The following is a 13,484-nucleotide window of genomic DNA, read 5'->3' as shown; positions in this document are numbered from 1 at the left end:
GGACGCTTGTCGGCCATTTCAGCCGGCACGCTTTGCAGCATTTCACTATTGCGTCAATCTCTTGATCGAGCCAGCATTCACTCCCTGTTGATTTTGCAGCTCACAAGGAAGTCGCTTTGAAACTGCCATCCGTTAAAAGAGAAACACTGGAAAGCGCCCTTAAGCAATTCGATGAGAATTTTCGGCACAAGCCTGAATGGAAAGACTGGGTGAACAATCAAGCGCACCTGTATGCGATTAGTGCAAATGATCAACTCTATCCAGCGAAGAAGATTGTGTCCTTGGCTACCGGCATTCCAGTAGGCCTTTTCTCAGGCGGGCAGCCTACGAATGGCTACCTCAAGCGACGTGGCTTCACGATCGTAGCAATGCCGCGGTCGTTGCCTTCTGAACTTCGGTTCGTGATAGGCCAGGTGTATGACCGGCAAACAGAGATCCATAAACTGTTCGGCGGCGGCTTATATAGCGGAATTTCGCCCTCTTCACAATCACCTGCGATTTTTATCTTTTCAGGGGCTACAGGGGGGCAATACGGTTATGAAGATAATCATAGCAATGATGGTGTTTTCACCTACACGGGTGAGGGCCAAGTCGATGACATGACTCTCACCAAGGGCAATCTTGCAATTCTCGAGCATGTTAAACAGGGCAAAGCGCTGCATGTCTTCGAGATACTTGGCAACAGGCAGGGCCAAAAATACATTGGTGAATACACCTGTGCGAGTCACGAGTGGAGTCGAGGCCCGGACAAGTTTAAGAAGGACAGGAAAATAGTAAAATTCAACCTCGTTCCCGTGGAGGTAGAGCTCGACTCGCATACCTACGCAGAAGAAGACGACACGCTGGAACCAGCCTTATCACTTGCCGAGGCACGAAAGCTTGCTCTCGCTGCGGCGGAATCTAGTTCGCAAAGAGAGAACGGATCGGCCCGAAGAACTGTTTATCGTCGAAACAGACTTATTGCCGACTACGTTTTGAGAAGATCAGGTGGTACCTGCGAAAGCTGTAAAAATTCGGCCCCCTTCGTGAAGACGAATGGATCACCATATCTAGAGCCGCACCATGTGAATCGACTATCAGATGGCGGCCTAGATCACCCACGTTTCATAGGCGCTATTTGTCCTACCTGCCACCGAGAAATCCATCACGGTTTGAACGGAAAGGCGAAAAACGAAACGCTGAAAGCTTACATCGCCAGTATCGAGCCCAAGTCCTAACTTTTTGTTCCAGGAAAAAATACCTGGCACGCTCGCTGAGCACGACGATTAGATGAGCAGACTTTATAAGTCGATTAATTGCGTGGGCATTAGCCGCGGCGCCGGCGGCAAGCCGCTCACCAACACCCAGCAGGTGCACATTTGCGGCAACAGCGTCAGTCCGCCGCCGATGGCTGCGCTGGCACGAGCCAATGATCCGTGGCGTGCAGTTGAACGCCAAGCGGTCGCTGCGTAGCTCACACCCACGGAGCGACTGACAACCACTCGGCCAGACGCATCAGCATCTGACTCAGCAGCTCAACGAGGATTTGATACATCAGGTCTGCGACGAGTTGCTTCATGTGTAAGCGCTCTTGGCTGTGAAAAAAACCAAGTCTTTCATGCGCACACTAGATCACCTGTTGTTTGCCCTATTTGCTGGGCCAAACCCTCCTCGTACCCAATTCCACCATCCACCGCCCGGGCATGACCCGGCATAGGACGCCCCGCTGAAGTGCCGAACCATCGCTGCAATGTAGTTGGCACTTCAGCGGGACGAAATAGGAAACCCATCTATTCCGGCGTTACTGGTTTACCAGAACGACTCGCCGAGCTGCCAGATCGCTCTTTAGTGGCGCGGTGCAATAAAGAAACGTTGTAATCGTAGGTCGATATCAACGGCACTGGCCCCTCGTTCCGAGCCATCCCGAGCCATTGCCTTGTTCGTTCAACGTCAAAGAATTCGTTTTTGAACTTCATCTTCGCAACAAGGTTTGCTGAGACCCTAAAGTGTCCACATCCGGCCGAGCATTTGACTTCGGACCAGCATCCTGTCGTGTGAACAATTTTAGAAACAGCTTGGCAAATTAAGCATTGCATGTCCGATCTCCATTTCGATGACCAACTCACTGTAGCCGAACATCGGCCAAGGCTCCCCCCATGCCCACAGAAAACAAAATCGCTGAGCCACCGAAGGTTGAGCGCTCGACAGTGACAAAGCTGGTCATTACCGGCGCGCCGCGGCTTGACGCGATAACCGTGTTCCTCGAGGACTTCGGGCGGCGCGACTGCCCGATCGAATCCGATCCGAATTACCAGACCGCCCAGGGCAAGATCACCATCAACTGCTGGGACAACAGCTGGAACGCTTACTGGGGCGGATTGGGGCCACGCACAGTTGCTGAGTTCGTCGCCGACTGCGGTTGGGACTACGTCCTGAATTGCCTGGATCGCGGCATCAGCTCCACGGTCTTCAGCGGTGACGCGCTGTACGCCCTGGCAAAGAAATGCATCGTCCAGCGCCGGCGGCAACAGACCGGGCGCCACGATTGGGAAATGGGGAAACTGAGCAAAGAAGAAGCCCGCGAGCTTTGGTATGACATCGATGCTCTGCGCAGCATCGAGAGTTCAAACGAATGCTGGCATCAAAGCGCTCTGCTGACTGAATTGTTCGGCGAGGAATGGCATTACCCAATCGACGGCAAGGCGGTCGAAGAAAACCACAAATTCACGTACCTGCGCCGAGTTGTCGAGGCGGTGCAGCAGGCTCTGCGCCAGGAACAGCGGCAACCGACTACCTGAATAGCCTTAACTATATTTTGATGAGCGTAAATTTAATCAGATATGTTAAACATACCCCTCAGAGCGGACTGGCTTGCCAAGCGAAACACCATCCCATAATGGATCATGAAGCGAAACCACCGACATAACATTCGTAATGTCGTGACAAACTTGATATCGAGCGCCGTCTGCTGATACCACCTCCAAGCTAAGCATACGATATTTATCCTCAGCACGTTGCGATTGATCACTTTCATGATCATAGCTAACTTCCAGAATTTTAATATCACTTGGTTCGATTACGAAGCTAGATACTTGCCTCCCCGACACAACCGAAAAAGGCCTAGGATCTCTCAAATTACCCTGCCTGCTCGGCCCACGTAGAACCTCTACGCTTTTAATGCAAAGAGCCTGCTTGCCAGTATTACTAACACTGTAGCTTAGATTTGTTCTAGCCTTACTAATAACCCTGCGGTGTTGTATGTAAAGATTTTGCTCATCCGTTTTAACTGATATTACTTCAGCATCTTGCGAGCGCTCTAAAATAGTTAGCTTCAAAGCAGCAGGCTTGTGAACATTGGCAAAATAGAAACTAGTCGCCGCAACCAGCAACGCAAGTACCGAAACGCCAATTGTTACAAGATCTTTTAACTGCAAATCCATACCGTGCTCCTCGTCAGATATCCAACATAGTACCACCCGCGCCCCCCTCCCCTTCAAAGTCAGCCGCTATAGCGGCAAAGGAACAGTCATGCCTGAAGAAATCAAATTGATCCACCCAGCCCCAGTCGTGCGCGATGAGATGGGTTCGTTTCAGCATCCCGATATGCCTGACTTCGACGAGGGCGACGGTGACAAGTGCAAAGACTGGGTCGCCGAACAGGGCCTGGCCGTAGCGCAGGCGCGCCTTGAGTACGCCGACGAGGCCGTTGCCAATCGCTACTTCGAATCCGGCGACCCGGACTACAGCTATTGGGAGCCTGAGCGCCCCGATGGTGAGGGCTGGTTCTGCCTGGCCATCCACGACACGGACGACGGCCCTGTCTGCTGGTGGGCACGCAGGGAGGTTACGCCATGAGCCGGAGCGGATATTGCGATGACGGCGAAGACAACTGGGGAATGATTTGCTGGCGTGGCGCTGTGAGTTCAGCGCTGCAGGGCAAGCGCGGCCAAGCCTTCCTGAAAGAACTGGCCGAGGCCATGGACGCGATGCCGGTGAAGCGCTTGGTTACTGAAGAGCTTCAGGCTGAAGGAGAGTTCTGCACGCTCGGCGTGGTGGGCAATGCACGTAACCTGGATATGTCGGTAATCGATCCTGGCGACTCTGATGTTGTGGCCTAAAAGTTCGGCCTGGCCGAGGCGATGGTTAGGGAAATTGTTTGGGAGAACACGAGCACCCAGGCGTATACGGCATCAAGTCAGACGGCACCTACGTATTCATCTACCGAGGGCTAAGGCTATGAGAGGCGTGAGTCAAACCGATCATGGCTGCGCAAGATTGTTCTTGCTCACGCGAAATTTATCCCATAGGAAAAACATTGCATGCGGCAACAGCGCCAACGTTAACATCCCCCAAAAACCTATTAAGACGGCGTCCCTTAGCATTCCCGCAAACAAAATAAACGCGAACATCACTATTGTTCTTTTCGCGCTAAAAAAGCCTCTTTCCATGAAATGCCTCCTTTAGTTGAGACGCAAGAATAACCCAATAACCCAATCCCCCCTACATGCCCGCCGGTGAGCGGCGGGCGAGGAATTCTGCATGCGAAAGGTTATGAGATCGGTCGCAGATCCACGCGCGAAACACGGCTTTCGAATCGAGCCTGCGACATATGAGCAGGCCGAGAGGCGGCCGGGTTCCGGCTTGATCGACGGCGTAATTACTGGATTACCCAAGACGGTGAAATCGAGGAAGAAGGTGTTGCGAAGCGGGTGCAGCTGCGGATGTGAGGGTGGCTGCAGTTGCGGCCCATCGTCCGGATGCAGTGAGTGCGGCTACACCGGCAAACGACGCATCTACTTCGGTTACCCCGCGCAGTCGCCCGAACAGCGAAAAGAACTCCGCAACCTATAACCCCTTCTGCCGTCACGCGCGGCATGGAGCATCATCATGGAAACCGAAATCCTTTCAGACGAAGAGCTGGCGGATCTCACTGGCTACAAGGCCCGGGCCTACCAGCGACGCTGGCTGACGGATCGCCAGTGGGTGTTCGTGGAAAGCCGCGGCAAGCGCCCGCTCGTTGGCCGAATGTACGCCCGCATGAAGCTGGGCATGCTTTCGCCGACCATCGTCGATCCGAACCCACCCCCGGCGGTTCCGGCCTGGACGCCTGACTTCTCGCGAGTGAACTGATATGCGCCCCCGCAAGACCGAGCACCACCATCTGCCCCCTCGGATGTACAAAAGATCTCGAAAACGCAAAAACGGCAGCACCTGGACGGCCTACTACTACCGGGACCTGCTCGGCAAAGACATTCCGCTGGGCAAAGACCTGGACAAGGCCAGGATCAAATGGGCCGAACTCGAAGCCAAGGAAAAGCCGCTCGACCTACGCACCATGAAGGGCATCTTCGACCGATATATTCGCGACATAGTGTCGAAGAAGGCACCACGAACTCAAAAGGACAACCTGTCGGAGATCAAGCAGCTACGACCGATGTTCGACAGTGCCCCGATCGACTCGATAACGCCGGCGACGATTGCCGGGTATCGGGACGCACGGACAGCCAAGGTCAGGGCGAACCGGGAAATTGCCACCCTGTCCCACGTGTTCAACATCGCCCGAGAGTGGGGGCTTACGACCAAGGAGAACCCCTGCCAGGGCGTACGCAAAAACAAGGAAACACCGAGGGACTATTACGCGAACGATGTGGTGTGGGATGCGGTTTACAAGAAGGCAGCTCAAGAGCTGAAAGACGCGATGGACCTGGCATATCTGACCGGGCAGCGACCGGCAGATGTCCTGGTGATGCGAAAGGACGATGCAGAGGGGGGATATTTGGGGGTGCAGCAGAACAAGACGCACAAAAAACTGCGTATTCAGATGACCACTGCCGGCGAGGCGAATAGCCTGGGCCGGCTAATCGCAGAGATAACAGAGCGCAATGCTCGGTATGTTTCGAACTACTTGATTGTCAGTCGGCACGGTAAGCGGATGACCGCACCGATGCTGAGAAAGCGCTGGGACATAGCTCGAGAAAAAGCGAAGCTGGCGGCAATCGAGATCGGCGACGAACTGCTAGCGGCGAAGATCGGTGAATTTCAGTTCCGAGACATCAGGCCGAAGGCTGCGTCGGAAATCATTGATGTCGGCGAGGCGAGCCTACTGCTGGGACACACCAAAGGCGACATCACCGAGCGGGTTTACCGTCGCGTTGGCGCTATCGCCAAACCATCAAAATAGCCGGAAAAACAGTTCCATAACTCAAAGCCGGCCCCTTGTATTACGCGGTCTGTAGGGGTGCTGAAAAATGAAAGTAATGGAACGGAAAATCGCTACGAACAACGGCCCGCTTACGTCTTTGTATCGGTCTTGAAAACCGTCGACTGTAACAGGTCCATGAGTTCGAATCCCATCGCCTCCGCCATATTTGTAAGTTAGAGCCCTGATTATTCAGGGCTTTTTCGTTTCTGGGGTTTGGGAATAACCTGATCGCGGATTTTGACAAGGCCTCATGTAACTTCACCAATACCTTCGACTGAATGGGCATAGCGCTTGGTCGCCTTGTTCACCAAACCCTTCCGCTCGTCACGGTTGATGAAGCCCTTTTCGTCCTAACATTTCGAAAAAAACAGGTTTCTTAAGGAAACAGGATGCTATCAGGGCCAAGGGTATCTCTATGGACGCCCAATGCCTGCAGCCGATTTCGAATTCTGGTTAATAAGGAATGGTTAACTCAAGACTCCCGGGGTATCTCCGATATTTTTCCATTCCGCTCCAGAGGGTCGTGGAACGGAACTGCGAACGAAAAGGTCATCTGTACTAGACACCTCGGTGTCAAAATCCCGTTCAGAAAGAGAGGTGGTTTTCATGAACAATGTTATCTACATCGTCGGGGCCGTGGTGATCGTCCTCGTTATTCTGTCGTTTGTCGGCCTTGTATAGCCTCAACCGCTATTTGACTTTTAAAGGTGCCTTGGCGAGTCCTTGAGCGCTGAAACCACGGGAGATTCCGCGTCGATGCGATCCTGGTGGCCAGCAATACCGAACCAGGCCTTTAGCCCGTCACTAAACCCACTGATATGATTATGGCTGGGTTCGGCAAGTGCCGTGTGCAGTTCAGTCGTAGAAGGAAACGTAGATGCTCGGACGCAAACAGCCAGAGCCGAAGGACGGTCGCTCAACTGAACCCTTCTCTACTAAAGCTGTGCAAGCTGGAGCGACATTTCGACTCACAGTGAGTTTCATGCTGGTGGCAATCGTCGCATTCGTGGCGGTTGAGGGCTGGCGGACGTGGCGTGACTATCGTTCTGCCTTTTCATCGGCCCGCGACTCCGTGACAAATCTGGCGCGTGCAACAGCTCAGCATGCGGAAGATGCCATTCGACAAGTGGATGTACTGACCGCTGCGCTCAGTGAACGCGTCGAAGGTGATGGCTTACAGAACCTCAACATCCCTCGCATTCACAACCTCTTGGTTGAGCAATCCAGAATAATGCCGCAGCTGCACGGGCTGTTCATTTATGGCCCTGACGGGCAGTGGATCGTGACGGACAAGGAAGTGACGCCAGAGCCGGCGAACAATGCTGACCGCGATTACTTTCAGTACCACCGCACTCATGATGATGGGGACGTACATATTGGCGAGGTAGTCAGAAGCAGATCCACCAACGATCTGATCATTCCTATTTCACGCCGCTTGAACAATCCTGATGGGTCTTTCGCAGGCGTGCTGCTTGGAACGATCAAAGTCAGCTACTTCGTGGATTACTACGGCGACTTTAAAATCGATGACAAGGGCGCCCTGGTGCTGGCCATGCGCAACGGAACGATCCTTGTGCGGCGCCCCTTCATCGCATCCGTCGTTGGCAAGAGCCTGGCGAGCAGCGAAATTTTCAAGAGCTACCTGCCGAACTCCAACGAAGGCGTCGCAGAAGTAAAAGCTGTGGTAGATGACACTGAGCGTCTTTACGGTTACAGAGCATTGACCACTTACCCCCTGGTCGTAGAAGCAGGGCTCTCCCGGGAATCCATCACGGCACCCTGGCGTCGTGATCTACTAAAAACAGGATTCGTGCTGGTTTTTTTGATAGCCGTTCTCACCGTTTTCGGACTCATCGTCTTGAGTCAGCTCCGTCAAAGAATGGTGGTGGAAAGAGAGTTACGTCACGCACACAAAGCCATGCGAGACATGGCGCTGACTGACAGCCTGACTGGGCTGGGTAATCGTCGACGTCTGGATACGGCGCTGCTGGATGAGATTCGTTTGGCCCAGCGCAACGGATCTAGTCTTGCGTTGGTCTTGCTCGATGTCGATTACTTCAAACGCTACAACGACAGGTATGGGCACGCCGCCGGCGATGACTGCCTGAGCGCAGTCGGGCGCGCAATCCAGCAAGCGATTAAAAGGCCCGGGGATCTGGCCGCCAGGTACGGTGGAGAAGAATTTGCAGTGCTACTTCCCAACACCGACAGCGCGGGTGCAATACAGGTCGCCCAAGATATTCTGGAAGCCATTCGAGCTCTGGACATCGAACACTCCGAACATCCGCTGGGGAAAGTGACTGCCAGCGCAGGCATAACTGTCAGTCAACCGAGCATTGAGGACGTAACGCCCGTCACCTTGATAAAGACAGCTGACGCCTGTCTGTATTCAGCGAAGCAAAGCGGACGAAATCGTTGGTGCTGCGCTGAAGAACAAATGGAAAGGCTCTGAATTTCCCCACGTTGTGAACCAGGCTGTAACTAACGGTATCCGCCCCGACCTTGAAGGTCGACAAGTTCACGCAACGCGATCGGGCTGACCAGGCGAACGCAACAGGACAACTGCACGCTCGCCTGTCACGCTCAGTGGGGCGCGCGAGGGATCGTCTTGAGCAGGTCTTCGGGGCTGATGTGACCGACGATCGGTTCCATGACGCTGCCCGGTTGCGGCAGATCGAGGATGTGTCCCTTGATCTTGCCGATGACGTGCATCTCACAAGGCTTGCAGTCGAACTTCAGCGTCAGCACCTCGTCACCGTGCACCAGTTGCATCGGCGCGACCTTGGTGCGCACACCGGTGACGCCTTTGGCTTGCTTGGGGCAAAGGTTGAAGGAAAAGCGCAGGCAATGCTTGGTGATCATAACCGGCACCTCGCCGGTTTCCTCATGGGCCTCGAAGGCCGCGTCGATCAGCTTCACGCCATGACGGTGATAGAAGTCGCGGGCCTTTTGGTTGTAGACGTTGGCCAGGAACGACAGGTGCGATTCCGGGTACACCGGCGGCGGGTTGGTTTCGGCCTTGCGACCTCCCCGTGGATGGGCCAGCAGGCGGGCCATGGTCAACGATTCGATTGCTTCGCGGCGCAAGGCCTTGAGCTGCGAATTGGGGATAAAGAACGCCTGGGGTGCATCCAGTTCAATGGCGGTGGCGTGGTAGTCGGTGGTGCCCAGTTGACCGAGCAGGTCACGCAGTTGCTCCAGGGCCTGCTCCGGTTTGTTGGCCAGACCGAACGGGCCGTCCAGGAACACGCTGGCGCTGACGCCCTCCTCGCTGGTGGCGGTGAGTTGCAGGCGCTGCTCGTCCAGCCGTGCGACCCAGGTCAGGCCGATGCGACGTTCGGCGGACGTCTTCTGCAAGGCTTGCTGCCAGTTATGGTCCAGGTTGCGGCTCAGTGGATGGTTGGGCCGCAGCTTGTACATGCCTTCCGGCATCTCGTTGGGCTCGACGCGGTAGCGATAGCGCTTCTGGCCATCTTCGTCGAACTCTCCCTTGGGCTCCGCGATATTGGCGCGAAATCCCACCACCTCGCGCTTGATCTGCACATTGAGGCCATCGCCGTTGGATAACGGTTCAAAGGTCACCACCTGCAATTCGCGCTTGCCGACCTTCTCCACCACGCCCACCGGCAAGCCGGTGAAGGTCGGTGAGTCGAAGGCGCCGATGTCGATCTTGCGCTCGCTGACGAAGTAGTCGGTGCTGCCACGGTGGAAGGTCTTGTCCGGGTCGGGCACGAAGAAGTGCGCCGTGCGGCCACTGGACGCGCGGGCCAGGTCCGGACGATCTTCGAGGACATCGTCCAGGCGCTGGCGGTAGTAGGCCGTGATGTTCTTCACATAGCCCATGTCCTTGTAGCGCCCTTCGATCTTGAACGAGCGAACGCCGGCTTCCACCAGCGCGCGGATGTTGGCGCTCTGGTTGTTGTCCTTCACCGACAGCAGGTGTTTTTCGTAGGCGACAACGCGACCCTGGTCGTCCTTGAGGGTGTACGGCAAACGGCAGGCCTGGGAGCAGTCGCCACGGTTGGCGCTACGGCCGTTCTGTGCGTGGGAAATATTGCACTGGCCGGAGAACGCCACACACAGCGCGCCATGAATGAAGAACTCGATCGCCGCATCGGTCTCGTCGGCGATGGCGCGAATCTCTTGCAGGTTCAGCTCGCGGGCGAGTACCAGTTGGGAGAAGCCAGCCTGGTCAAGGAACTTCGCCCGCGCCAGGGTGCGGATGTCGGTCTGGGTGCTGGCGTGCAGCTCGATCGGCGGGATATCCAGCTCCATCACGCCAAGATCCTGGACGATCAACGCATCGACACCGGCATCGTACAGTTCGTGGATCAGCTTGCGGGCCGGCTCCAGCTCGTTGTCATGCAGGATCGTGTTGAGGGTGGTGAACACCCGGGCGTGGTAGCGACGGGCGAATTCCACCAGTGCGGCGATGTCACTCACCTCATTGCAGGCGTTGTGGCGGGCGCCGAAGCTTGGGCCACCGATATACACGGCGTCGGCACCATGCAGGATGGCCTCGCGGGCGATGCTCACGTCACGGGCGGGACTGAGCAGCTCCAGGTGATGTTTAGGTAGAGACATATTTTTTTATCTGGTTTGTCACGGTTGAGGCACGCATTGTAGCGGCGAAACGCTTGACCGGCACCCGTGGCCTACCGAGTGGTAGCCGCCCCCATACCGCCAACCCGATTCGCCCCCGCGCTGACCACTCGGCCATTCGCCGCCGTGAATCAATGGCAACAAAAATATGTTTGCTACCATTAGGGAGCAGCGTTGAGGCTGAGGCCCGGCTTGCGAAATCGGCTTTAACCTTCCTGACATTGATCCATTCCGTTCAAGCCTGCCTGAGCACATGGGGGGCCAATGCGCATTCCATTGTTTTTCGCGGTGTCCGCCGCACTGTTTTTACACGGATATTCCTGCCTGGCGCAGCCATTGGATGCAACCGCGAACGGTGCCGAAACCGCGCCCGTCACGGCGGCCGTCAAAGATGCCGTGTTTGATCAGGAGCAGCTGGATCAAATGCTGGCGCCCATTGCGCTCTACCCCGATCCACTGCTGGCACAGGTACTGATGGCCACCACGTACCCCGGCGAAGTCTCCGAGGCGGTGACCTGGTCTAAATCACATCCGGACGCCAAGGGTGACGATGCGGTCAAACAAGTGGCGAGCCAGACTTGGGACCCAAGTGTGCAGGCGCTGGTCGCCTTCCCACAGGTACTGGCAACGCTGGGTCAGGATCCCGTTTGGGTACAACGTCTGGGGGATGCCTTCCTGGCGCAGCCCGACGATCTCATGGAGGCCGTGCAACGCCTGCGTCATCAGGCGCAAGCGGCAGGCAATCTGCAGAGCAATCAATATCAGAACGTGACGGTTCAGACCTTTGCGGCACCGGCACCGGTCCCCGACACTCCGGCTCCGGCTCCGGCTCCGGCGCCTGCCAGCAGCACTTCCACCATCATCATTCAGCCCTCCGATCCACAGGTGGTGTACGTCCCCAGTTACAACCCAACCACCACATACGGGACCTGGTCCTATCCCGCGTCACCTCCTGTTTACTACCCGCCACCGCCAGCCTATTACCCCGGTTCGGCATTGATGGCCGGACTGGCGTTTGGTACCGGTGTGGCTATCGTCGGCGCGCTGTGGGGTGACTGTGACTGGGGTAACAACGACATCGACATCGACGTCAACCGCTACAACAACATCAATGCCAACAACCGGATCACCAATAATCAGAACACGTGGCAGCACAACTCCCTTCATCGCGATGGTGTTCCCTACCGAGACAGAAAGAGCCGCGAACAATACGGCCGACAACTGGACGGTGCCAATCAGCGTGAGGCGTATCGAGGGGATAATGCCGAGCGAGCCCGGGCTCGTGAACGGGCCCGTGGGGCCATGGACAAGCGCGGCTTCGAACAACCTGCCACCAGCAACCGCGAAGCCCGGGATCGAGCGCGCGAAGCCCAGTCCGCAACCTCGGCCAACAATCGGATGCAAGGCACGGACAGAGCGGAGTTGTCTGACAGGAGCCAGGGTAATGCCAGAAGCACTCGGGAGGGCCAGCAACCCAGAAACCAGACCGCTCAGGTGAACCCGCGCGCACAGGGCTCGGCGCAAAACAGGCCATCCGCCAGTGCGGGCAGTGCCCGCAACAATGCATTCGCCGGCGCGCGGTCACCGGCCCAGTCCAACGCACAAGCCAGTCGTGGTCGGGCTAGCGAGGTATCCGCCCAGCGCGCCAGTGCCTCGCGATCAGCCGGCCACCAGATCAGTCGGCCGTCGAATCCACCCGCGCGTCAACGAGGGGGCCGTCGTTGAAAAACAATCCTCGAATAAAGTCACTCATGGGTTTGTTCCCCCAGGTATTGGCGATGGCTGCCGGCGTGGCATGGTCGTGTGTCGTTACGGCACAGCAGACATTTCCAACGCCGGAAAAGGCCGCTCAAGCGTTCGTCGAAGCACTGGGTACGGAGCACGCCGATCAGACGCGCCTGACAGAGTTGCTGGGTAATGAATGGCACAGCTACATACCCCGCGAAGGTGTTCAGCGCAGTGATGTGGATGCGTTTTTGAAGCAATACCGCGAGCAACATTCCATCGAAAAAACCAGCGACCGCAAGGCCCTTCTGTCGGTCGGCAGCGACCACTGGACACTGCCGATACCCATGGTCAAAGTCGAGAACGGTTGGCGGTTCGACATCAAGGCCGGTCAAGCCGAAATCCGTGCCCGTCGAATTGGCCGCAACGAACTCGCTGCGTTGCAATCCGTACGGACTTATCACGACGCCCAGATGGACTATTCGTCAGTGGACCGTGACGGTGACGGCGCACTCGAGTATGCGCAGAAAATCTTCAGCACCGTCGGCAAGCACGACGGTCTCTATTGGGCCGACGACGACAGCGATCAGATCAGCCCGTTGGGGTCCTCGTTCGGCAAAGCCATTGCCGGCGAAGACTGGCACGGTTACCACTTCCGCATTCTTGAAGGCCAAGGTCCCTCGGCACCTGGCGGCGCCTACAGCTACCTCATAGGTGACAAGATGAGCCGCGGCTTTGCACTGATCGCCTGGCCGGCGAAATACGCTGACACCGGGGTCATGAGTTTCATGATCAGCCATGAAGGTCAGGTGTTCGAGAAAGACCTGGGAGCCGAGGGTGAGAAACTGGCACGGTCAATGAAGCGTTTTGACCCGGATGACAGCTGGAAGGTGGTACCTGCGGTTCAAGAGTAAACACTTCGAACGGCGCGCAATTCTTGATCTGGACATAGAAATGACGGTCGCACCGAAGGAGG

The 13,484-nt window shown here is 56.3% G+C and carries 13 protein-coding genes; 10 read left to right on the top strand and 3 right to left on the bottom strand.

Annotated features, from left to right (window positions below; genetic code table 11):
* The first annotated feature begins 116 nt into the window (after positions 1-116).
* From ACA066_RS11630 to ACA066_RS11620, 3 genes are all read left to right on the top strand, one after another.
* The gene (locus ACA066_RS11630) at positions 117-1,217 is read left to right on the top strand and encodes an SRA domain-containing endonuclease (protein ID WP_497699321.1); all 1,101 of its coding nucleotides are present in this window, start codon (positions 117-119) and stop codon (positions 1,215-1,217) included.
* A 52-nt stretch (positions 1,218-1,269) separates the two neighbouring features.
* Positions 1,270-1,452: a hypothetical protein gene (locus tag ACA066_RS11625; protein WP_497699984.1), complete on the top strand. Its 183-nt coding sequence runs from the start codon at positions 1,270-1,272 to the stop codon at positions 1,450-1,452.
* Between the two features lie 683 nt (positions 1,453-2,135).
* Positions 2,136-2,777, top strand: coding sequence for a phiTE_072 family protein (locus ACA066_RS11620; RefSeq protein ID WP_497699320.1), 642 nt, complete (start codon positions 2,136-2,138; stop codon positions 2,775-2,777).
* A 45-nt stretch (positions 2,778-2,822) separates the two neighbouring features.
* Here ACA066_RS11620 and ACA066_RS11615 read toward each other — a convergent pair whose 3' ends face one another.
* The gene (locus tag ACA066_RS11615) at positions 2,823-3,419 is read right to left on the bottom strand and encodes a hypothetical protein (RefSeq protein ID WP_497699319.1); all 597 of its coding nucleotides are present in this window, start codon (positions 3,417-3,419) and stop codon (positions 2,823-2,825) included.
* An 88-nt stretch (positions 3,420-3,507) separates the two neighbouring features.
* Here ACA066_RS11615 and ACA066_RS11610 point away from each other — a divergent pair, with 88 nt between their 5' ends.
* Entirely contained in the window at positions 3,508-3,834 is a 327-nt protein-coding gene (locus tag ACA066_RS11610) for a hypothetical protein (protein WP_497699318.1), read from the top strand.
* Positions 3,831-4,097 carry a hypothetical protein gene (locus ACA066_RS11605; RefSeq protein WP_497699317.1) on the top strand — a complete coding sequence of 89 codons (267 nt, stop codon included), beginning with the start codon at positions 3,831-3,833 and terminating at the stop codon, positions 4,095-4,097. Before ACA066_RS11610 ends, ACA066_RS11605 begins: the two co-directional genes overlap by 4 nt.
* Before the next feature lie 141 nt (positions 4,098-4,238).
* Here ACA066_RS11605 and ACA066_RS11600 read toward each other — a convergent pair whose 3' ends face one another.
* Positions 4,239-4,427, bottom strand: a complete 189-nt coding sequence (locus ACA066_RS11600; RefSeq protein ID WP_497699316.1) for a hypothetical protein — start codon at positions 4,425-4,427, stop codon at positions 4,239-4,241.
* A 439-nt stretch (positions 4,428-4,866) separates the two neighbouring features.
* Between ACA066_RS11600 and ACA066_RS11595 the strand changes: the two genes are divergently transcribed.
* The 3 genes from ACA066_RS11595 (at position 4,867) to ACA066_RS11585 (ending at position 8,633) form a co-directional block, all read left to right on the top strand.
* Complete coding sequence (locus ACA066_RS11595) at positions 4,867-5,109, top strand: DUF4224 domain-containing protein (RefSeq protein WP_497699315.1); 243 nt, start codon at positions 4,867-4,869, stop codon at positions 5,107-5,109.
* A 1-nt stretch (position 5,110) separates the two neighbouring features.
* Complete coding sequence (locus tag ACA066_RS11590) at positions 5,111-6,160, top strand: tyrosine-type recombinase/integrase (RefSeq protein WP_497699314.1); 1,050 nt, start codon at positions 5,111-5,113, stop codon at positions 6,158-6,160.
* Between the two features lie 898 nt (positions 6,161-7,058).
* On the top strand, positions 7,059-8,633 hold the full coding sequence (locus ACA066_RS11585) for a sensor domain-containing diguanylate cyclase (RefSeq protein WP_497699313.1): 1,575 nt from the start codon (positions 7,059-7,061) through the stop codon (positions 8,631-8,633).
* A 131-nt stretch (positions 8,634-8,764) separates the two neighbouring features.
* Here the strand turns inward: ACA066_RS11585 and ACA066_RS11580 are convergent, their stop codons facing one another.
* Positions 8,765-10,765, bottom strand: a complete 2,001-nt coding sequence (locus tag ACA066_RS11580; protein WP_497699312.1) for a peptidase U32 family protein — start codon at positions 10,763-10,765, stop codon at positions 8,765-8,767.
* Between the two features lie 282 nt (positions 10,766-11,047).
* Here ACA066_RS11580 and ACA066_RS11575 point away from each other — a divergent pair, with 282 nt between their 5' ends.
* Both ACA066_RS11575 and ACA066_RS11570 read left to right on the top strand, forming a co-directional pair.
* The gene (locus ACA066_RS11575) at positions 11,048-12,508 is read left to right on the top strand and encodes a DUF3300 domain-containing protein (protein ID WP_497699311.1); all 1,461 of its coding nucleotides are present in this window, start codon (positions 11,048-11,050) and stop codon (positions 12,506-12,508) included.
* Positions 12,509-12,534: 26 nt separating this feature from the next.
* On the top strand, positions 12,535-13,422 hold the full coding sequence (locus ACA066_RS11570) for a DUF2950 domain-containing protein (protein ID WP_497699310.1): 888 nt from the start codon (positions 12,535-12,537) through the stop codon (positions 13,420-13,422).
* Positions 13,423-13,484 lie beyond the last annotated feature (62 nt).

It is taken from the genome of Pseudomonas sp. LBUM1651, from assembly GCF_059716135.1.
The sequence above is the reverse complement of the archived record's forward strand: the minus strand, read 5'-3'. Positions and strand labels throughout refer to the sequence as shown.